Annotated in this window: 18 protein-coding genes; 15 read left to right on the top strand and 3 right to left on the bottom strand. The window is 70.9% G+C overall.

Annotation, left to right across the window (positions count from 1 at the left end; genetic code table 11):
- Positions 1 to 381: 381 nt before the first annotated feature.
- Positions 382 to 1851, bottom strand: coding sequence for a DHA2 family efflux MFS transporter permease subunit (locus tag C1A33_RS02950; RefSeq protein ID WP_101829984.1), 1470 nt, complete (start codon positions 1849 to 1851; stop codon positions 382 to 384).
- Between the two features lie 258 nt (positions 1852 to 2109).
- On the opposite strand from C1A33_RS02950, the gene C1A33_RS02945 reads away from it, so the two are divergent.
- The 12 genes from C1A33_RS02945 (at position 2110) to C1A33_RS02875 (ending at position 16912) form a co-directional block, all read left to right on the top strand.
- A complete protein-coding gene (locus tag C1A33_RS02945) occupies positions 2110 to 2994 on the top strand; it encodes an alpha/beta fold hydrolase (protein ID WP_101829983.1) in 885 nt (294 codons plus the stop codon).
- 298 nt (positions 2995 to 3292) lie between these two features.
- Complete coding sequence (locus C1A33_RS02940) at positions 3293 to 4180, top strand: alpha/beta fold hydrolase (protein WP_101829982.1); 888 nt, start codon at positions 3293 to 3295, stop codon at positions 4178 to 4180.
- Positions 4181 to 4210: 30 nt separating this feature from the next.
- Positions 4211 to 5509 carry an aromatic ring-hydroxylating dioxygenase subunit alpha gene (locus C1A33_RS02935; RefSeq protein WP_101829981.1) on the top strand — a complete coding sequence of 433 codons (1299 nt, stop codon included), beginning with the start codon at positions 4211 to 4213 and terminating at the stop codon, positions 5507 to 5509.
- A gap of 13 nt (positions 5510 to 5522) precedes the next feature.
- Positions 5523 to 6083, top strand: a complete 561-nt coding sequence (locus tag C1A33_RS02930; protein WP_101829980.1) for an aromatic-ring-hydroxylating dioxygenase subunit beta — start codon at positions 5523 to 5525, stop codon at positions 6081 to 6083.
- Positions 6084 to 6184: 101 nt separating this feature from the next.
- Positions 6185 to 7177, top strand: coding sequence for an IclR family transcriptional regulator (locus C1A33_RS02925; protein WP_101829979.1), 993 nt, complete (start codon positions 6185 to 6187; stop codon positions 7175 to 7177).
- Positions 7078 to 8325 carry an NAD(P)/FAD-dependent oxidoreductase gene (locus C1A33_RS34540; RefSeq protein ID WP_165818205.1) on the top strand — a complete coding sequence of 416 codons (1248 nt, stop codon included), beginning with the start codon at positions 7078 to 7080 and terminating at the stop codon, positions 8323 to 8325. Before C1A33_RS02925 ends, C1A33_RS34540 begins: the two co-directional genes overlap by 100 nt.
- Before the next feature lie 171 nt (positions 8326 to 8496).
- Positions 8497 to 10032, top strand: a complete 1536-nt coding sequence (locus tag C1A33_RS02910) for a sugar ABC transporter ATP-binding protein (RefSeq protein ID WP_101829978.1) — start codon at positions 8497 to 8499, stop codon at positions 10030 to 10032.
- A 16-nt stretch (positions 10033 to 10048) separates the two neighbouring features.
- Positions 10049 to 11194: an ABC transporter permease gene (locus C1A33_RS02905; protein WP_207770131.1), complete on the top strand. Its 1146-nt coding sequence runs from the start codon at positions 10049 to 10051 to the stop codon at positions 11192 to 11194.
- Between the two features lie 83 nt (positions 11195 to 11277).
- A complete protein-coding gene (locus C1A33_RS02900) occupies positions 11278 to 12300 on the top strand; it encodes a sugar ABC transporter substrate-binding protein (RefSeq protein WP_165818204.1) in 1023 nt (340 codons plus the stop codon).
- A gap of 144 nt (positions 12301 to 12444) precedes the next feature.
- Positions 12445 to 12774: a bifunctional 3-phenylpropionate/cinnamic acid dioxygenase ferredoxin subunit gene (locus C1A33_RS02895; RefSeq protein ID WP_101829976.1), complete on the top strand. Its 330-nt coding sequence runs from the start codon at positions 12445 to 12447 to the stop codon at positions 12772 to 12774.
- Entirely contained in the window at positions 12774 to 13811 is a 1038-nt protein-coding gene (locus C1A33_RS02890; protein ID WP_207770130.1) for an aldo/keto reductase, read from the top strand. The genes C1A33_RS02895 and C1A33_RS02890 overlap by 1 nt, the downstream gene beginning before the upstream one ends.
- A gap of 413 nt (positions 13812 to 14224) precedes the next feature.
- On the top strand, positions 14225 to 16912 hold the full coding sequence (locus C1A33_RS02875) for an ATP-binding protein (RefSeq protein ID WP_165818203.1): 2688 nt from the start codon (positions 14225 to 14227) through the stop codon (positions 16910 to 16912).
- A gap of 4 nt (positions 16913 to 16916) precedes the next feature.
- Here C1A33_RS02875 and C1A33_RS02870 read toward each other — a convergent pair whose 3' ends face one another.
- On the bottom strand, positions 16917 to 17501 hold the full coding sequence (locus C1A33_RS02870; RefSeq protein ID WP_165818202.1) for a toll/interleukin-1 receptor domain-containing protein: 585 nt from the start codon (positions 17499 to 17501) through the stop codon (positions 16917 to 16919).
- 157 nt (positions 17502 to 17658) lie between these two features.
- Complete coding sequence (locus C1A33_RS02865; RefSeq protein WP_101829972.1) at positions 17659 to 18855, bottom strand: ABC transporter permease; 1197 nt, start codon at positions 18853 to 18855, stop codon at positions 17659 to 17661.
- 115 nt (positions 18856 to 18970) lie between these two features.
- On the opposite strand from C1A33_RS02865, the gene C1A33_RS37810 reads away from it, so the two are divergent.
- The 3 genes from C1A33_RS37810 to C1A33_RS02850 all read left to right on the top strand — a co-directional run.
- Positions 18971 to 19201: an ATP-binding protein gene (locus C1A33_RS37810; protein WP_423748030.1), complete on the top strand. Its 231-nt coding sequence runs from the start codon at positions 18971 to 18973 to the stop codon at positions 19199 to 19201.
- A gap of 387 nt (positions 19202 to 19588) precedes the next feature.
- Positions 19589 to 20455: a ferritin-like domain-containing protein gene (locus tag C1A33_RS02855; protein WP_101829971.1), complete on the top strand. Its 867-nt coding sequence runs from the start codon at positions 19589 to 19591 to the stop codon at positions 20453 to 20455.
- A gap of 17 nt (positions 20456 to 20472) precedes the next feature.
- The coding region (locus C1A33_RS02850) for a PaaI family thioesterase (protein ID WP_207770129.1) at positions 20473 to 21101 on the top strand (629 nt) is incomplete at its 3' end.

Raw genomic sequence — 21101 nt, 5'->3', positions numbered from 1 at the left:
ACCGGCCTCCCGCCCGCGATCGGACGGGAAGCCGCCGCGTGAACGCGCGCCGGCTTCCCGTCCGATCGCGGGCGGGAGGCCGGTCGTGCTCACTCGAGACCGCACTGCCCCCGCGGTCTTCCCCTTGTTCCCGGGCTCCGCGACTCCGCCGTGGCCCCGCGGGCGGAACCCGGGACGAAGTGACACCTCCATGATCATCTCTGCGGCCGGCCGTTCCCCGCGAACCGTCTGTCAAGACGACTTCCCACAGGCGGGAAGCGTGCACGAGTGACAGCGGCTCCGTGGGCCACGCGGGTCCGCCCTGCTCCGCGGATCCGCGTCCTCGCGTCCTCGCGTCCTCGCGTCAAGTGTTGGCGGCCAAGCGGTGCCACAGCCTGCGTCTCAGGCCTGGCGGGCCGTTTCGGTGACGCCCTTGAGCTGCCCGGCGTCGGGGACGGTGGCGTTCGCGGTCCGCATGCTGCGGGGCAGCTCGATCGCGGCGACCGCGGCAGCTGCCGAGCAGGCCGCCGCCACCAGGTAGGCGACCTGGAACCGACCGGCACCGGGAGCGCCACCGGCCGCCGTGACAGCGCTGGCGGACAGGACCGCGGTCACCAGACCCACCCCGAGCGCGGTCGACACGTGCCTGTTCATCGTCAGCGCGGCGGCCGCCCTGGAGATCTCGTCGGCACCGATGTTGCCGAACATCGACGCCTGCAGGCCCACCATTGCCATCCCGTTCACCAGCCCGGCGACCAGCATCGCCGCGCAGAACGCCCAGAGCGGGGTGTCGCCGTCGAACCTGCTCAGCACCACGAGGTCGACGGCCAGCAGCGACTGGCCCACGACAACCAGGACCCGCGGCCCCAGCACGTCGAAGGCCCGTCCGACGGTCTGCGAGGAGATCACCACGCCCACCGGGACCACCGCGAGGACCAGGCCGGCGATGAGCGGGGACCGTCCCGCGGCCTGTTGCAGCATGAGGGGCGTGATGTAGAGCATGCCGCCGAGAAACGCCATCGTCTGGAAGGCCGTGGCCAGGTTCGAGTAGCGGAACAGCGAGTCCCGGAACAGCCCCAGATCGATCAGCGGTTCCCGGGCCCGCAACTCGATCGCGACGAACAGCCTGACCGCAACGATGGTGACCACTGCAACACTTAGGGTGATCGGATGCGTCCAGCCAAGCTCCGGTCCCTCGCCCAGGACGTACAGCGCACCGCTGAGTCCCACCGCTGCCGTCGCGAAGTTGCCCGCCCCCAGTCGCACCCGCTGGCGCTGCTCGGCGGCGGCGGGGGCCAGCAGCACCATCGCCGCGGTGACCAGGCCGATGGGAGCGTTGAGGAAGAAGGCCAGCCGCCAGCTCAGGTGGTCCACCAGCAGGCCGCCGAGCGGCGGGGCCAGCGCGGGGCCGAGCGCGATCGGCATCAGCAGCAGCCGGGTCATCCGGGCCCGCTCGCTCTGTGGGTAGGCGCGGTAGAGCATCGCCGTGCCGACCGGGCCGATCAGGCCGCCGGCCGCGCCCTGCAGGCCGCGGACGGCGATGAGTTCGGGCAGGCTGCGGGCCATGCCGCAGGCGGCGCTCGCGAGCACGAACAGACCCAGCGCGGTGACGAACACCCGTCGCTCACCGAAGCGTCCGGTCAACCACGCGGCCGCCGGCATCGTGATGGCCAGCGCCAGGATGTAGCCGATCACCGTCCACTTGACCGACGCGAGCGGCGCGTCGAAGTCGCGGCCCAGCGTCGGCAGCATGACGTTCACGATGTGGGTGTCGAGCGCGGCCATGAACAGGCTCGTCACGTAGGCGGTCGCCGCCGCGGCGCGCGGGGTGACGCGGGGGCGCGGCCGAGCCGGGCCGCAGAAGTTGGTCATCCGAGCCGATCCCGGGTGCTGTGCGAACCTTGCGGCAACGCGGAACCAATCGGTCTCGACCCCATGCGCCTATTCAGCCGAGTCAGATTCGTGACGGTCAAGGAACGCGTTTCACTCAGCGGACCAGACAGCTTGCCGGGCTCTCGACGAACGTGATTCAAAACAGGAATCGCGTGTTTCGCAGGGTCGGCGCGGCCCCTGCGGACAACAATTCCCGCCGCAGCCCGGACGGGATCCGCCGAGCCCGGAGGTGCCCGCATGCCCACCGCTGACCCGACTCCCCGGGAGCTGCTCCCGCCGGACGGCCTCGCGCACGTGATCGACTCGCCCGAGGGGCCGATCTACTACCTCGACGTCGGCTCCGGCGAGCCGTTGCTCCTGGTGTCCGCCTGGGGCCCGCAGCCGGGATCGACCGCCTGGCTGCTCTACCGGGACGTGCTCGCCGTCCTGGCGAAGTCCCGGCGCTGCATCGTCGTCGAGCTGACCAACTACGGGCACACCGGGCCGGTCACCTTCCACGAGCCGGCCCATGACGTCTGCGTCCGCGCGGTGGTGCGGGTGCTGGACCACCTCGGCATCGAGCGGATCACCGCGGTCGGCACCTCGCAGGGCGCGACCACCTGTCTGGACCTGGCGCTCCAGCACACCGGGCGGGTGGAGCGCCTCGTCATCGGCGCGTGTCACGCCTCGACCGGCGGAGACCCGTACCTGCTGGCGCCGTTCCCCGGCGAGGTGATGCGGCTGCAGCTGGAGAGCCAGGCCGACCCGGGCAGCCGCGACAAGCTGGAACGCCTGCTGCGCGGGCTCTGGTACGACGAGTCGCTGGTCACGGCTGAGCTGGTGGACGAGTTGATGGCCTTCCGCGCGCAGCGGATGGACCACTGGCAGGCGACGCAGGACTCGGTCAGCGTCCCGCACAGCAACGTGGTGGACCTGCCGAGGGTCACCGTGCCGACGCTGGTGATCCACGGCCGCTTCGACCGCATGGTGCCCTTCGAGCAGGCCCTGATGATCATGAGTTACCTGCCCAGCGCGGACGTGGTGGTGCTCAACGAGTGCGGCCACTGGCCGCCGATGGAGCGGCCGGACGCGTTCGCGTCGCTGGTCCTCGACTTCCTCGCCCGCACCTCACCGGCGGCCTGACACCGGGGCCGCGGGGTGTGACAAATGCCGCCCCCGGCCCCGGGAACGCGACTGCGGCACCCGAACGCTGCGCGGTCCCATCAGTGCACTGCTGATCCGGCCTGTGACGTCCGGGTAAGCGGACCGTGCTCCGCGGCGCAGGCCGTCGAATTCCCGAAACAATGGTTATTCAGAAGTAACAGACCGCGGACCGGTGAGCGGACCGCCGTCCATTCACCGATCCTTGGGATCCGCCTAGCATCAGTCCACACACCCGCAAATGATGATGCCGAAACTCCGCGGGCGATCAAGGAGTGTTATGACCACCATCGCGAGTGAGACCGCTGCGGTGTATGCCCTCGGCGCTCCCGAGGGGAAGCTCGTGCCCGCCGGCGAGGACGCCCTGTGGGTCGCCGAGCTGGGGTCCGGCAAGCCCACCGTCTTCCTGCACGGCGGCGGCCCGGGATGCACGTCCTGGACGGACTTCGCACCCGTCGCCCCGCTGTTCGCCGCCGACCGGCGCGTGCTGCTGGTCGACATGCTCAACTACGGCTTCTCCAGTGTCGCGAGGATCGACGGTCCCCGCTGGACGGCGCACGCGCGGCGCATCGCCGCCACGCTTACGACCCTGGGCGTCACCGAGGCCGACTTCGTCTGCAACTCGATCGGCGGGTCGGCGGCGGTCGCGCTCGCGGCCGACTATCCGCACCTGGTCCGCAAGATGGTGATCACGGGCAGTGAGCCCGTGCACCGCGGGCGCGGCGCCAAGACCCCGGAGCTGGGTTTCGAAGGCATGACCGCGTGGGCCAACTACTACGGCGGCGACGGCCCGTCCCCCGAGAAGATCGTTCCGATCATGGAACGGCTGGAGTACTGGGATCCGGCGAACGTCGCGCCCGACCGCGTGGAGCTGCGCTACCTCTACAGCCTGTCGGACGGGCAGCGGATGCTCGCCTCCGCCGAGGCCTGGGGCGAGCCCGAGGACCTCGCGGACAAGCTCGCCACGGTGCGGGCCCGGATCCTGTTCTTCTTCGGCAAGCAGGACATCTTCGTCCAGAACACCTACCCGATCCTGCTCTCCGACATCGCTCCCTACGGCGACGTCTACCTCATGGACGAGGCGGCGCACCACATGGAGGAGGAGCGGCCCGCGGACTTCGCGGCGGTCGTCAAGGCCTTCCTCGACTCACCCGTCACCAACGCCTGAGCGTCACCACGCACCGGAAGGGAGCGCCGCATGTCCATCGAGATCGATGACCTGGCCGACAAGGTCCAGTGGGAGAAGGGCCTCATCAGCCCGGAGATCTTCATCGACGAGAAGGTCTACCGGGAGGAGCTGGGGCGCCTGTTCGGGCGGGCGTGGCTCTTCCTCGCGCACGACAGCATGATTCCGAAGCCGGGCGACTTCTTCAACACCTACATGGGTGGCGACCCGGTGATCGTCGCGCGGCAGAAGGACGGCTCGGTCCGGGCCTACCTGAACGCCTGCCGGCACCGCGGCATGAAGGTCTGCCGGGCCGAGGACGGCAACGCCAGGAACTTCATGTGCACCTATCACGGCTGGGCGTACGACATCTCCGGGGAGCTGATCAACGTCCCCAACCTCGCCGACGCCTACCACAACGATCTGGACCGCAAGAAGTGGGGCCTGGTCCAGGTCGCACAGATCGACAACTACAAGGGTCTGTGGTTCGCCACGTTCGACCCGACCGCGCCGCCGCTGCACGAGTACCTCGGCGACATGACCTTCTACATCGACTCCTGGGTCGACCACGTGCCCGGCGGTATCGAGATCCTGCCCGGCGTCATCAAGTGGACGATCCGCGGCAACTGGAAGATCGCGGCCGAGCAGTTCGCCGGTGACGGTTACCATGCGCAGGTCACGCACTCCTCCTCGCTCGGCAAGATCGGCGAGGGCATGTGGGGGAAGATGCCGGAGGGTGCCCAGTTCTCCTCCCGGCACGGCCACGGCCATTCGATGGTCTTCGGCCGGGTGACCCGTTTCGACGACGACCCGCTGTCGGTCTACAACGCTGAGCGCAATCCGGTCGTCGAGGAACGGCTGGGCTCGTCCCGCACGAACATGCTGGGCAACTTCACCGTGTTCCCGAACATGTCGGGCCTGCCCGCCTCGGCGAACCTGCGAGTGTGGCATCCGAAGGGCCCGAACACCTTCGAGATCTGGTCCTTCACGGTCGTCGACAAGGACGCCCCGGAGCAGGTGAAGAAGGCCCAGCAGCTGTCCGCCACCCTCACCGAGGGTGCCGCCGGCATCGTCGAGCTCGACGACGGCGAGAACTGGAACCTGATGGGCCAGATCCTCGAGCAGGGCTACCAGACCCGGCGCATGGACTGGAACTACCAGATGGGCCTGGGCCACGAGACCGAGGACCACGAGACCTATCCCGGCCGGATCAACGGGACCTACTACGGCGAGGGTCCGCAGCGCACCTTCTACCGGCGCTGGCTGGAGTTCATGACCAGCGAGAAGTGGCCGCGCGTCGATGCCGTGCGCGAGTCCGGTGACGAGAGCTGAGCGGAGGGGCGACATGACCACACAGGTCGAGGCGGAGCTGACGGCGTTCACCGCGGCGACGCAGGAGCTGCAGTTCCGGATCGAGCAGTTCTACTACTACGAGGCCGAACTGCTGGACGAGTGGAAGTACCACGCCTGGTACGACCTGTTCAGCACGGACAGCCACTACCGGTTGCCGGTGCGACGCAACCGGCTGCGGCGGCAGCGGTTCGCCGACGAGGCCGCCGCGCGCGGCATCGAGATGGCGCACTTCGACGCCGACATGAAGACCCTCAAGCTGTACGTGAATCAGCGCGAGTCCGGCTCCAACTGGGCGGAGGACCCGCCCTCGCGGACCCGGCACCTGATCACCAACGTGCGGATCAGGTCGAGCGCGGACGAGGCCGGCAGCTACGACGTGCGCTCGAACTTCCTCGTCTACCGCAACCGGCTGGAGGCGGAGGTCGACCTCTGGGCCGGCGAGCGTTACGACCGCCTGCGCCCGACCGACGACGGATCCTTCCAGATCGCCGATCGGGTGGTCCTGCTCGACCAGAACGTCGTCCTCTCCAAGAACCTCAGCGTCTTCTTCTGACTTCTGATGACTTCTGATGACTTCTGATCGGACGCGGCCGTGCCCCGCCCCGTCCGGCTGATCTCCCGGTGCCGGGTGGCGGACCGGAGGACGGGCGACGAATGACGATGGCGGCGCGGCGGCTCGAGCAGGCGGCGGAGCGTACCGAACAGAACCCCGATTCGGTGATCGAGAAGGTGCGGTGCCTGGTCGAGACGCTGGCCGAGTTCGGGCCGCTCGGCCTGACCGCGCTCTCCCGCGAGTCGGGGATCTCCAAGACCACCGCGCACCGGCTGTGTGGCGAGCTTGTCGACTGGGGGGTCGTCGAGCGACGGGCCGGTGCGTTCGCGCTCGGCGCCCGGTTGTCCGAACTGGGCCGGATGGCCCCGGCGAACAGCTCGCTCACCCGCATCGCGCATCCCTATCTGGCTGAGCTGTTCGCGCGTTTCCGGTATGCGACGGTGCTGTCGGTCCTGCAGAACAGGACCAGCGTGCGGTGCGTCGACAAGATCTGTGCGGTGGGCGAGGACCCGTCCAGCTGGATGGATGTCGGCACCCGCGCCCCGGCGTACTGCACCTCGGCGGGCAAGGCGATCGTCGCCTTCAGCCCGCGCGAGGTGTTCGACGCCGTCGTCGCCGAACCGCTGGTGGCGATGACGCCCTACACGATCAGCGGTCCGGATCGACTCGCCCGCGAGATGGCCGAGATCCGTCGCACCGGCGTCGCCTGGATGCGGCACGAGATCCGGATGAACTGTGTGGCGGTCGCCGTCCCGGTCATCGACGCCTCCGGTGCCGTGCTCGGCGCTGTGAGCTGCTCGGTCAGCAGCACCATGACCCGCGCCGACGAGCTCGAGCAGGCCATGAAGGTGCAGGCCCGCCGGATCGCCCAACAGATGCGCGGCGGCGCCCACGGCGGCGGCACCCGCAGCGGTGGCGCGGACGGCAGAAGCGCGGACGGCAGAAGCGCGGACCGCCGGACGCCCGACGCGCACACACACCAAGGAGACAGCTCGTGGACAGGCCCGTTTTCGCTGTCATCGGCGCCAGCCTCGCCGGCGCGCGGGCCGCGCAGGCCCTACGCGCCGGGGGTTTCGACGGCCGCATCGCGCTGATCGGGGCCGAGGAGCACCCGCCCTACGAGCGGCCGCCACTGTCCAAGGCGGTGCTGCTCACCGACCGCGGGGCGGAGTCGGTCCTGCTGCCCGTCGACTGGGACGACCTGGGCGTGGAACTGCGCCTGGGGGACCGTGCCGTCGGGTTCGACCCGTCGGCACGGACGGTCGCGCTCGCCTCGGGCGGTGCGGTCATCGCCGACAAGGTGCTGCTGGCCACTGGTGGTCGCTGCGTCCGGCTGGAGGTGCCGGGCGCCGGTCTGCCGGGCGTGTTCCACCTGCGCGACCTCGACGACGCGGTCGCGCTGCGCTCGGCGCTGAAGACCGCCGGGGAGGTGGTGGTCGTCGGCGGCGGTTTCATCGGCCTGGAGGTGGCGGCCAGCGCGCAGGCCCTGGGCTGCTCCGTGACCGTGGTCGAGGCGGCGAGCGTTCCGGCCTCCCGCAGTCTCGGTCCGACCTGGGGTGCCTTCGTGGCCGAGCAGCACCTGCGGCGGGGGGTGCGGATCGGGATCGGCGTGGGCGTGCGGGCGATCCGCGGCGGGCGCGGGGTGACCGGCGTCGAGCTGGACGACGGCACGACACTGCCGGCGGACGTCGTCGTCGCGGGCATCGGCATGGCGCCGCGGACCGAACTCGCCGCCGACCTGGGCCTGCACCTCGCCGGCAGCCGCCACGGGGTCGTGGTCGACCGTGCGGCCCGGACGTCGCACCCCGCGGTCTTCGCCGCGGGTGACGTGACGGTGCAGCCGTCCTGGTTCGGTGAGCGGCTGGTGCGGTACGAGTCCTACCAGAACGCCCAGGAGCAGGCCGCGGTCGCGGCCGCCGCGATGCTCGGGGCGCCGCTGCCGGCCCGCGACGTGCCGTGGTTCTGGAGCGACCAGTTCGACATGAACATCCAGCTCGCCGGGGAGCTGGGGGCCGCCGACGAGGTGGTGCTGCGCGGTGACCGGGAGTCCTCGTCGTTCGCCGCGTTTCATCTGCGGGCCGGGACCGTCGCCGGAGTCTTCGCGATCGGTCGCGGGCGGGACGTGCGGGCCGCGATGAAGCTCATCGCGGGGCGCGTCGCCGTCGACGCGGATGAGCTCGGCGACGAGTCGGTTGACCTGCGTCAGCTCGCCCGCCGTACTCCCACGCCGCTCTTCCGCTGAGCTGACCCGCCGTGCTCGGGCGGTTTATTTCCGGCGGGAAACAGTTCGAGGACAAATCCCGCTGACGGGACCGGCGCACTTCCGGCGCCAGCCCGCCGCCAGCAGATTCTAGGCACCACAGATGCCAGATACCACTACAGCCTACGGATGACGGACCGAGGAAAGGTCGTGATGGACAGCTCCGACAGCTCGCGATCCGGCGACGCGCCGTTCCTTCGCGTCGAGGGAATCAGCAAGGCGTTTCCGGGTGTCCTGGCTCTGAACAACGTCAGCCTCGAACTGCACGCGGGCGAGGTCCATGCGCTGACCGGAGAGAACGGCTCGGGCAAGTCGACGATCTCGAAGGTGATCGGCGGCGCGCACCAGCCGGACAGCGGCTCGATCTGGCTGGACGGCAGGCGCATCAGCATTCCCAGCCCGGCCGCCGCACTGCGCCACGGCATTGTCTCGATCAGCCAGGAACTGACCCTCGCCACCAGCCTGAGCGTGGCGGAGAACGTCTACCTGGGCCGGCTCCCGCGTACCCGCCTGGGGATCATCGACTGGAACCGCGCCTACCGCGACGCGGCCCGGGTCCTCGACTCCCTCGGCGTCCACGTCGACCCGCGCACCCAGGTCTCCAGCCTGAGCATCGAACTCCAGCAGGAGATCGAGATCGCGCGGGCCCTGTCCACCCAGGCCCGGCTGCTGATCCTGGACGAGGCCACCAGTTCGCTGTCCGAAGCGGCGACCGACCGGCTGCTGGGAATCGTCGAGGAGCAGCGGCGCCGCGGCGTCGCCGTCCTGATGATCAGCCACCGGATGCCGGAGCTGTACCGCTCGGCCACGCGGGCCACGGTGTTGCGAGACGGCCGGCTCGTCGGCACCGTCCCGTTGCCGGCGACGTCCGAGGACCGGTTGGTGCAGATGATGGTCGGCCGCGACCTCGACGACTACTTCGGCAACCGCGATGTCACCCCTGGCGACACCGTGCTGGAGGTACGCGACCTCGCGTCGGTGGACGGGCGGCTGCGGCCGACGAGCTTCACCCTGCGCCGCGGCCAGATCCTCGGCGTCGCCGGCCTGGTCGGCTCCGGCAAGACCGAGCTCGGGCTCGCCCTCGGCGGCGTCCTCGCGGCCACCGGACAGGTGCGGGTCGACGGCCGGCGGATCAGCGTCGCCAACCCCCGGGCGGCGCTCGACGGCGGCATCGGATTCGTCCCGGAGGATCGCAAGGGACAGTGCATCCTCCCCGGCCGCAGCGTGGCCGAGAACTTCTCCCTGGCGTGGATGTCCCAGCTCAGCACCAAGGGCCTGCTGCGGGTGCGGGAGGAGCAGCGCCGGGTCGCGGACAGTATGCGGCGCTACGGGGTGGTCGCCGCGGGCGACGGCGTGCGGATTTCGACCCTGTCCGGCGGAAACCAGCAGAAGGTCGTCCTGGGGCGGGTCTTCGCGCGTGGCTGCGCCGTCTACGTCCTGAGCGAGCCGACCCGCGGCGTGGACGTGGGCGCCAAGAGCTCGATCTACGGGCTGCTCCAGCAGCTCGTCTCCGACGGCGCCGCCGTCGTGATCATCTCGTCCGAACTCCCGGAACTGCTCGGACTGGCGGACGAGGTGATCGTCTTCTACCAGGGAGAGGTGCGGGGCCACTTCGACGCGGCGGAGTTCGACGAGGAGTCCGTGGCAAACGTGGCCGTGTCCGGCCGGCTGGTCCAACGAGCCTCGTAACGAAGGAAGAACCGTCATGACCACACGTGAGATCGACACCTCACCGATTCCGACGGCGGCGCCGGGCCCCACGGACGCGAACGGTACGCAGGCCGGTGGCCTCGCGGCTGGCCGCATGCGCGAGGCGGGCCGAGCCGCGACCATCCTCCGGGGCCGCCGGCCGTCCCTGGGCCGCTTCACCGGCGTCGTGACCGCGCTGGTCGCGGTATGCGTCTATCTGTCCATGACCCAGCCGGTGTTCCGGACCTGGGGAAACGTCACGAACATCGTGGCGAGCAACAGCGTGGTGCTGGTGCTGGCCATCGGGGCCACCTTCGTCATCATCTCCGGTGGCATCGATCTGTCGGCCGCGTCCGCGGCCGGCGCCTGTGGCATGGGTATGGGCATCGCGCTGGAACACGGCGCACCGTTCGTCCTGGCGGTGCTGGTGGCGATCGGCCTGGGCCTGCTGCTCGGCTTCCTCAACGGATTCCTGATCAGCTGGGTCCGGATGTCGTTCATGGTGGTCACGCTGGGGGCGATGTCGGTCTATTCCAGTATCGCCCTGGTCAGTAATGACGGCCGCACGATCAGCGTATTCTCGACGGACGGCTTCGGCCCGCTGAAGACGTTCATGAACGGCAGTGTCGGCAGTATTCCCTATATTCTTCTCTTCGATGCGGCACTGGCCCTGTTCGCCGCGGGCGTGCTGCGCTACACATCGTTCGGGCGATCCCTTTTCGCCGTCGGCTCCAATGCCGAGGCGGCCCGTATCAACGGCATCAACGTGGCCGGCGTCGTGCTGCTCACCTATGTCATCGCCGGCTTCACCGCGGGCCTGGCCAGCGTGCTGCAGGTCGGCCGGCTCGCCGGCGCCGCCCCGCAGGTGGACGCCACCCTGCTGATGACCATCATCGCCGCGGTCCTGATCGGTGGCACCGCGTTCAGCGGCGGTGAGGGCGGTGTGCTGGGCACGGTGATCGGCGTGGCCTTCCTCGGTGTCATCGCGAACGGCCTGACCCTCAGCGAGATCTCGGCCTTCTGGCAGGGCTGCGTCAACGGCGGAATTCTCATCGTGGCGGTCGGGATCACGACCGCCCGCGACCGAGGCTGGTTCCGGCGGATCTCCCGCGGCAGCGGCTCGGCCCGTCCGCTGGCCGCCGCACCGTCCAGCTCCGGCTGACGCCCGGTGCGGCAATGCGGTTGCCCGGCCGGCACCCGCGCCCGACCTACGATCAACTCTCCTGGAATGGAACGTCAATGCGCATGAGAAGAATCGCCCCGCTCAGTATGGGGTTGGCCGCGGTTCTCGCCCTCGCGGCGTGTGGTGGTTCGGGTGGCGACGGTGGGTCGAGCGAAGCCGGCGCGTCCGGAAAGACCATCAAGGTCGGCTACGCCGCACCGGTCCTGGCGCAGCCCGGACAGCAGGCGTTCGGCCAGGGCGCCGGGGAGGCGGCCAAGGTCATCGGCGCGAAGCTGACGCAGTACGACTCGAACGTGCAGTCGGCCCGGCAGATCACCAACCTGCAGACCATGCTGCAGCAGAAGATGGACGTGATCGGCACCTGGACCCTCGACCCCGGGGCGACCGCCGCGATCTACGGCCAGATCAGGTCCGCCGGCATTCCGCTGATCGGCACGAACTCCGACGACAACGGCATCCAGTACTCGGTGTGGACCGAGAACACCACCTGTGAGAAGGGCGGCCCCTGGGAGCAGACCGCCGACCTGATCGCCAGGAAGGCACCCGGCGGCAAGGTCATCACCATCGGCCTGGATGGCGTGCCGTCCATCGACGCCAACGTCAAGTGCTTCACGGACGCGGCCAAGGCCAAGGGCCTGCAGATCGTCGCCCACGTCTCCAACACCTCCGACGACTCCGCGGGCGGCCAGCGCCTGATCGCCGACATGCTCACCCGGCACCCGGACGTGGACGCGATCTGGGGCTACAACGACGCCTCCGCGCTCGGCGCGTCGGCCGCGCTGGGCGCCGCCGGAAAGAAGATCTCCGACGGCACGTCCGACGGTGTCGTCGTGACCGGTAGCAACGGTGACACCGCGGCCATCGACGCGGTCCGCGAGGGCCGGCTGACGGCCACCTGGGACCCGAACAACCGCGAGTACGGCTGGCTGTTCATGAAGATCGTCAAGGACGTCGAGGACGGCAAGGCCGCTGCCCGCACCGTGCTGAAGTCGACGCTGATCACCAAGGACACCGTCGGCAGTTGGGTCGACCCGTCCAAGCGGACGATCAGTTTCGACACGCTCCAGTTCACCACGGCCTCGTAGTTCCAGCCCGTAGCGGGCCGTGGGCATCGACGCCACGGAACCGCGATACCGGAGCCGCCGGGAGGGCACTTCCGACGGCTCCGGCGTGGCCGTTCCTCGATCGGCGTGTGCACCGATCGGCGTATTCATGGAAAGGACCAGGGCATGACGCAGTCGACACGCGTGTGGCAGGCGGTCTGCGGGGTCGGCGAGATTCCGGACGGCGGCGCGGTCGTTGTTCCGGTGACCCCGCCGATCGCGGTGTTCAACGTCAACGGCGAGTTCCTCGCCACCGACGACACCTGCACCCACGCGGACTTCTCCCTGGCGGAGGGCTACATCGAGGACGACACCGTCGAGTGTTCCCTGCACTACGCGAAGTTCTGTCTACGGACCGGCAAGGCGCTCACCCCGCCGGCCTGCGTTGCGCTGGCCACCCACGAGGTGCGGATCTCCGGCGGGACGATCCAGGTCGACGTCGGCAGCCGCGGCTGATGGAACACCGCGCTCTGATGGAGCACCGCATTCTGGGCAACAGCGGCCTCAAGGTTCCCGTCCTCGGATTCGGCACCGCGACCTTCGGCGGCGCGTCGGAGATGTTCCGGGTCTGGGGATCCTCCGGGCTCGCGGAGGCGCAGCGCCTGGTCTCGATCTGCCTCGACGCGGGAGTGACCTTCTTCGACACCGCCGACTTCTACTCCCACGGCCTCGCCGAGACGCTCCTGGCGAAGGCGTTGGGGCGCCGCCGCGACGAGGTGCTGCTCGCGACCAAGATCGGGACGCCGCTCGGTTCCGGGCCGAACGACGGCGGAGCGTCGCGCTGGCACATCGTCCGAGCGGTCGAGAACAGCCTGCGCCGGCTCGAGGTCGACCATGTTGACCTCCTGTACGTCCACCAGTTCGACGCGACCACCCCGGTCGAGGAGACCGTGCGGGCCCTCGACGACCTGGTGCGCGCGGGCAAGGTGCGCTACCTCGGCGCGTCGAACTTCCCCGGCTGGGGCCTCGCGTCGTCTGTCGCCGTCGCCGAGCGGTACGGGCTCGAACGCTATGTCGCCCATCAGGTGAGCTACTCGCTCGCGGCGCGGGAGTTCGAGTGGGAGCTCGCGCCCGCCGGGGCCGCGCACGGGGTCGGCGCGATCGCCTGGAGCCCGCTGGCCGGCGGCGCCCTGTCCGGGAAGGTCCGACGCGCGGCCGCGGTACCGGAGGACTCGCGGGTGCACCGGCTCGGCCGTCCCGTCGAGGAACGGGTCCTGCACGTCGTCGACGAACTGACCGCCGTGGCCGAGGAGGTCGACCGGACCGTCGCTCAGGTGGCGGTGAACTGGGTGCTGAACCGGCCGAACGTCGCCTCGGTGGTCCTCGGCGCGCGCACCGAGGACCAGCTGCGCGACAGCCTCGGCGCCGTCGGCTGGACGCTCACCGCCGACCAGATCGCCCGCCTCGACAAGGCCAGCGAGCTCGACCCGCCCTACCCCTACGCCAACCAGCGCGCCTTCCCCGAGCTCCTGCGCTCCCACTGGAACTCCTGACGCGCCGCCGCACCTGAAACCGGACAGCCGATTGCCCGACATGGGACGATTGACCGTCCTGAGCATGGCTGAGGTTCGGAGGGGGGCGTCGGTGTCGGCGGCCTTCCTCAACATCGTCATCGGTCTCATCATCATCCTCCGCGTCCAGCACCTACGGCCACGAGGCGGCGCGGCTGGCGGACGATGTGTCGACCGAGGCCTTCGCGGCCCCCTGACCTGCGTTTTGACCGCCGTACCGCGATATTCGTACAGAGAATTACCGTCGGCTCGTCGCGTCATCGCCATACTCGCCGGTCAGTCACCATTTCCTTTGATACGATCCTTGTGGATCATGACATCATCCGATATGTGGAAGCCATGTTCTGACGGGTTTCCTCGTTCGGGGTTCGGGGATGGCATCGGGGGATGGCTCCGTGAACGACGAAACCGACGTCCACGTCGGCGGCGACCTGCTCGGCCAGCTCGTGGTCGGCAACAACAACGTGGTGGTGCACGCGAGCCGTGGCTCGGTCGTCTCGCTGCGCTCCGAACCGGTGCCGCCGCCGCGCCGCCGCCGCCCGGCCGCGCCGGCGACCCCGCGCGCCGGGATGGCGCTGCTGGGGCGGGACGAGGAGCTGGCCCGCATCGGCGGCTGGCTCGACCAGCACCAGCCCGTCCAGGTGTACGGAGCGGCCGGCATCGGCAAGACGGCGCTGCTTCGCGCGGCCGCCGCGGCTCGCGGCGACCGGGACGTCGTTCTGCTCAGCGCGGCCGGCCTGTCCGCCGACGAGCTCGCCCAGGAGATCTTCCAGGCCTTCTATGACGCCGAGGGGTACCGGCCCGAGCGCCACAAGTTGCGCCGGCTGGTCGGCTCGGTCAGCGCGCTGCTCGTCATCGACGACTACGACGGCACGCCGGACGCGCTGCGTGACCTGCTGGACCTGGTGCCCTCCTGCGATGTGCTGATCGGCTCGTCCGGGCGCCATCTCGTCGGCGACGGTCAGGCGCTGCACCTGACCGGCCTGGCGGAGGACGCCGCGCGGGCACTGGTCACCCGCCATCTCGGGCGCCGGCTGACCAGCGACGAACGCGCCGAGGTGGGCCGGCTGCGCGCGCTCGCCGAGGGCAGCCCCCGGGCGTTGATCCAGGTCGCGACGGCGGTCCGGACGCTGCTGGAGGCCGCCCAGCGAGCGGAACCCGCCGATCAGGCCGGGCCCGGCGCCGGCGTCGCCACAGCCGAGGGCGAGCTGCCCCGGATCACCCTGGACGCCGGTGCCGACGCCCTGGCACCGATCATCGCCGGGCGGCTCACGGTCGCCCAGCGGCGCGCGCTCGGAGTGCTGCGCGTCATCTCCCCCGACGTCCTGCCCGCCGGCGCGCTGCGGGCCGCCGCCGCGGCCACCCCGGCCGAGGCGTCCGCCGTCCGCGGCAGGAGCACCGGTGGCGGCGGGGATCCGATCGGGCTCGCCGAGCTCGCCGCGACCGGGCTCGTCGACGAGGCGGCGAACGGGTGGCGACTGTCCGCCTCGCTCGGGGTGGCGGTGGCCGGGCGGCTCGCCGACGTGACCGCCGCTGGCGAGGTTCCCGGCACGGGCGAGGTCCCCGGCACGGGCGGCGCTCCCGCGGCGGGCGAGATCGCCGCCGGGCTCGTGTCCTGGGCCACCAGCGCGCGGCCGCGCGAGATCGCCGGCGCGGTGCCAGCGCTGCTCGGCCTGCTGGACGCCGCGGTCGCGGCGGGGCGTCCCGGCACGGCCGTGGCGCTCGCCCGCGCCGTGGCGCCGCGGGTGGCCTTGTCGCTGCGCTGGGACGCCTGGTCGGCGGTGCTGACCCGCGGCCAGTCCGCGGCGGTGATCGCCCGGGCGGCCGGCGACGAGGCCTACTTCCGGGAGGAGGCCCGGCAGCGGCATCGGGTGCTGTCCAGCCTGCTGGCCGGCGGGCTCGGGGGTGCCCTCGGCACCATGGCCGCACCGTCGCTGCAGGCCACCCTCACCTCGGCGAGCGGCAGCGGTGGCACGGCGGGTGCTGGCAGTGGCACGTCGGCGAGCAGCGGTGGGACGCCTCCTGGCGGTGGCTCGCACGCGGTTGGCAGCGACGGCACGTCAGGCCTGCGAACTCACCAGAGTCCCGTCCGCACAGCGCTGCGCGGCGCGGCCACCAACCCGACGATCATCGTCATCGTGGTGGCCGTCGTGACGGCCGCCACCCTCGTCGGCCTGCGGGGCACCGGCAAGCAGCAGGTCGACAGCAGCGAACCAGTGATCCAGCCGAGTACCGCGACAACGACGACCACCACCACCGTCACACCCACCGCGAGCCCGATCATCCCCACGGCACCGCTGGTGACCAGCACGCCGTCCGTGGCCGAGCCCGCCAGCGGCGGCTGCGACCCGGACCCCAACGACTACACCTTCAGCGGGGTGCGTCCGGGCGGCGTCTCGGCGCCCCAGGAGGTCACCCTCCTGGCGTCCTGCACCTACGACCGGCGACGTTTCGCTCTCAGTGGCCAGGACGCCGGCCAGTTCCGGGCGATCTGGGCGAAGTCCTGCCCCGCCGGCCTGTTCACCAGCGCCCAGTGCAGCCTGCGGGTCGCCTTCAGCCCGACGCGCGACGGACCCGCGCAGGCGCACATCGCGCTGCCGCAGAAGGGCGGCGGCGTCGGCATCGACGACGAGCTCGAAGCGAGCGATGCCACCCCGTCCCCGTCGGTCTCGCCGACGACCACCACCCCGTCGACCACCACCACCACACCGGTGTCGTGCCCCACCGAGCCGGCGTCCGAGATCACCTTCCCCACGACCGACGCCGGCAGCTCGACCGCGCAGACCTTCACCTTCACCCCGGTGGACTGTGCCGAGCGCACCTACGACCTCACCGCCATCACCGTGCCGGCGCCGTTCTCGGTCAGCCCCAGCCGCAGCTGCCCGTCGACGATCCGCGGCGGAAGCGGACAGGCCTGCCAGCTGACCGTGGTCTTCGAACCGCCTTCGGGCGGCAGCGGCTCCGCCTACGCCGGCACGCTGCGGATCCCCGGCAGCGACGGGGTGGACCGCCGGATCTCCCTGTCCGGCTCCGCGCGGACGGTGATGATGTCCTCGACGACTCCGGCGCCCACGCCGTCCTAGCTGGTCACGGGTCGCCGGTGCGGGTCACCGAGTTGCCGGAACCGATGACCACCTGTCCGGACAGGTTCCGCCCGACGTGGACATGGACTCCGCCCCGGCCGTCGCGCCGATCATCGTCCTCGTCGGCACCGCGTCGCCGGTCCGCCCCGTGCCCGTCGGGCGGCGCGGGCCGGTCCGGCGGCACGGGAGGGACGGGCGGAGCGCTGGGCCGCTGCCCTGCGCGCATCGCCGCCACAGCGTCGAGAAGCTGGCGACGGGCGTCGTCGACAAGCAGGTCGGCGACGTCGACGCACGGGGCCGCGCGCAGGGCCCCGGGACGCTCGCACGGTTCGGTCAGGGCCGCGAGAGCCCCACCCCGGAGCTCCTCCGCCACGACGCTCTGCCATTCCCGCTGGCCGGCGGCCGCGGACACATATTCCCGCGACAGAACAATGACGAGATGTTCCGCGCGGACGAGCACTCGGCGAAATCGGTCGACACTGTCCGCCGGCCCGCCCCAGACGTCGACGGCGAGACGGTACCCGACGTCGTCGAGATGCCAGGCCAGCCAGGTCGCCCACGCCTCATCGGCGGCCACGCAGGAGAGCACGAGATCCAGCCGGCCATCCCCCGCGTCGCCATGTGAACCATCATCCGACCGGACGTCACCGTATTCGGCTCCGGAGAATCCGGCGTTCCTCTCGGCGCACATATGGGAAAGGATAGCCGCCGCACCAGTACAGGCCGGCCCGAATCAAGAACACCTTTCACGCGGCGGAGAGGGCTTCGGTCGGGGTGAGGCGCGCGGCCCGGGCGGCGGGGTAGAGGCCGGCGGCGGCGCCGATCAGCAGGGTCGTGCCCGCCGCCGCGAGCATCGCCCAGGGCGGAACGACGGCGGGCCAGCCGCGGCTGGCCGCGTAGGCGATCGTGGCGCCCGCGCCGAGCAGCAGGCCGCCGAGGCCGCCGGCGGCGGACAGCAGCAGCGCCTCCACGAGGAACTGGTTGCGGACGTCGCCGCGGGTGGCACCGAGGGCGCGGCGCAGGCCGATCTCGCCGCGGCGCTCGAGCACGGAGATGACCATGGTGTTCGCGACGCCGATGCCGCCGATGAGCAGCGCCACGGCGCCGAGGCCGAGCAGCAGCGCGTTCAGCGTCGCGTCGGCGGCCTGTTGGGCGGCGAGGGCGTCGGAGGGGCGCGAGACGTCGACCTCGTTCGGCGCCGCCGGGTTCGCGGCCCGGGCGAGCAGCCGCTGGGTGGCCTCGACCTGGCCTGGCCGGGCCTTGACGTAGACGGTGGTGGGGTGGCCGTCGAAGCCGAGCAGGGTGGTGGCGACGGGCCAGCCGACGAGGGCCGAGGTGTCGAGCTCGGGGGCGAGTGGCGCCGGGGCGAGCACGCCGACGACCGTGAACAGCTGATGGCCGAGTTCGACCTGCTGGTCGGCGCCGACGGGTCCGACCCCGAGCCGGTCCGCCGCCCGGGCGCCGAGCACGACCGTCGGATACCGCTCGGACGCGGCGTTCAGGTCGGCGCCCTCGGCGATGTGCGCGCCCACGGTCGCCGCGAGCCCCGGCCGGGCCGCGACGACGGTGATGCCGCCGGACTCGGCCTTGGGGATGTGGTCATTGCGGTAGACCTTCGTCTCGGGCAGTAGCCCGGTGGCGCTGACCGACGCCGTCCCGCCAAGCACCTGGATCATCGGGATGGCCTCGGCCGGCAGGCTCGCCTGCTCACCGAACAGGCTGTGGCCGGGACTGACGGTGAGCAGATCGGTGCCGAGCGCGGCGATCTGGCGTTCCAGGTCGGCCCGGCTGGACGCCGAGACGCCCACGACGGCGACCATCGCCGCGATCCCGATCGCGATACCCAGCGCCGACAGCACGCTGCGCAACGGCCGCACCCGCAGGCCGGCACCCCCCACCCGGGCCAGTTCACTCGGCCCGAGCCGGGCAGGCCGCAGGTTCATGACGTTCTCCCCTCGGTGCGCACGTCGCTGATCGCCCGCCCGTCGCGCATCTCGATCCGCCGGGGCAGCGACGCGGCGAGGTCGCGGTCGTGGGTGATCACGACGACGGTGGTGCCTGCGCCGCGGCTACGGCCTGGGCCTCGCCATCGTCCGGGCCGTCGTCGACAGCCACGGCGGCCATCTGTCCGCCGCTCCCGGCCCGGACGGTGGCCTCGACCTCCACATCGTCCTCCCGCCAGCCGGCGCCGGCTCCGTCTTCCATCCCGATGGCCCTCACAGCCGGCGCACAGCGAGCGCACAGGAGGTGCCGAGTTCGCCCGGCGATGCTGGCGCGACAGCGGAGTGAAGCGGTGATCCGGGCATCGAGGGGGACTTATGGCTGGCGAGGCGCGGGATCCAGATTGCCGACCCGGCAGGAAAGGTGCGATTCACGAATATCTTCCCGGCCCGCTACTCGGACGCTGGCCACAGCTTGACGGATGGGTGGACCGCCGCCGAACGGCGGCTGAACAACTCCGAACAACCCGGCATCCGACATAGCGATACACCCGACTCTTCAGGGTGTCGCCCGCCGGCTGCGGCATCCCGATAACACGGGAGGCGGTTCAGCCCCCACCGCTGGATAGCGGATCGGTATGGGGCGATAGCGAGTTCAGAACGGAGGTTTTCGTCGTCGGCGCCGCCGCCTACGGTGTCGGAAGATGCTGCGAAAATCGCAGGGAGGGGTTCAGCCATGCCGACCGCCACGGCCGACACCGCGCACAGCTTCGAAGTCTTCCAACACTACGAGCGTCTTCAGTGGAAGGTTTCCGACCTCGACCTGAACAACATCCGCCAGGACCTCGTCAACCCCGTGTACGTCCCGCTCGTCAAGGGCGTCGTCATGGGTGAGGCGACGTCGTTGCCCGGATTGCACGGATTCCTCAGCGAATTCGACGACGACTACGACTGCTCGGCGTTCGTCGCCGTCTGGGCGTACCAGGAGCTGCAGCACCACTACGCCTTCCGGGCGTGGCTGCGCGGCGTCGGCGTGAACATCGACCAGAGCAAGATCGAGTCGCTGCGCGAGCCGTACGAGGCCGGCGTGACGCCGAGCGCGACCCTCACCACGAACGTGATTTCCGAGATCATCGTGAACACGGTCTACCGGGCGCTGTCCGAATGGGTCGAGGAGCCGGTCCTGTCCGACCTGTTCCTGCGCGCCAGCCGGGACGAGGCCGGCCACGCCCGCGAATTCCTCTACTACCTGAAGCGTCGCCTGGAGCAGCGTCCCCACGAGCTGAAGTCCGTGCTCGAGCGGATCCACTTCTACGTCACCAGCGCGCGGCTCAACCACCCGGTCGGCGTCTACAAGCACCAGCGCGTCGAGGAGATGCGCGGCTACGAGACCGTCGACGACGTCATCGACGTCTACCTCCAGATCTCCCCGCCGGACGCGCTCGACAAGCTGCAGGCGAAGCTGCGCCGCATGCTCGGCACCGCGGTCGGCCTTGACCTGAGCCGCAACTCGGCGATCCGCGGCGCGATGGCCGACCTGTCCGACGTTCCCGCCGCGGCCGACCTGGCCCCCGTCGCCAGCGCCGCCCCCGTGGCCGGCTGAGCCGGGCGTCCGCGTCCATGCGCCTTCTGCCATCCGAGCCCACCGACCTGCCCACCGAGGCGGCCGACCGGGCCGTGGAGCAGGCCACCACCGACGAGTACCGGCCGGTGCCCTGGTCCACGCTGGAGGATCACCACTGCTTCGGCTGCTCCCAGACGAACGCGAGCGGCCTGCGCCTGCGCTTCGCCGCCCGGCCCGACGGAGCGGCCGTCCCCGAGAGCATCGACACGCGGTTCCGGCTGGACCGCACGTTCGAGTCCTACCCGGGAATCGTGCACGGCGGCCTGATCGGGGTCATCTGCGACGAGACGATGGGCAACCTGATCGTCCTGCGCAGCGGCCTGACCTCGCTGACCATCGGCATGCGCCTGCGTTATGTCACCGCGATGCGGGTCGACGCCGAGTACATCTGCGTCGCCCGGCTCGTCGACGGCGCGGAGGAGGCGCTGCGCGCCGGCGCGGGCGGCCTGGTGCGCGCCGAGTCCGAGGTCCTCGACACCGCCGGCAACCTGGTCGCCTCCGCGACCGCGACCTACCGCCCCATCTCGATGGACGACGCCCGCCAGCACCTCACCCTGCGCCCCGACGCGTTCGACCGCGCCGAGGCCGCCCTCACCACCTCCGCCGCACCTCCCACCGCCATCCC

This window comes from Frankia canadensis (genome assembly GCF_900197875.1).
In the GTDB taxonomy this organism is placed as follows: domain Bacteria; phylum Actinomycetota; class Actinomycetes; order Frankiales; family Frankiaceae; genus Frankia; species Frankia canadensis.
This window is presented reverse-complemented; position numbering and strand designations above follow the sequence as displayed.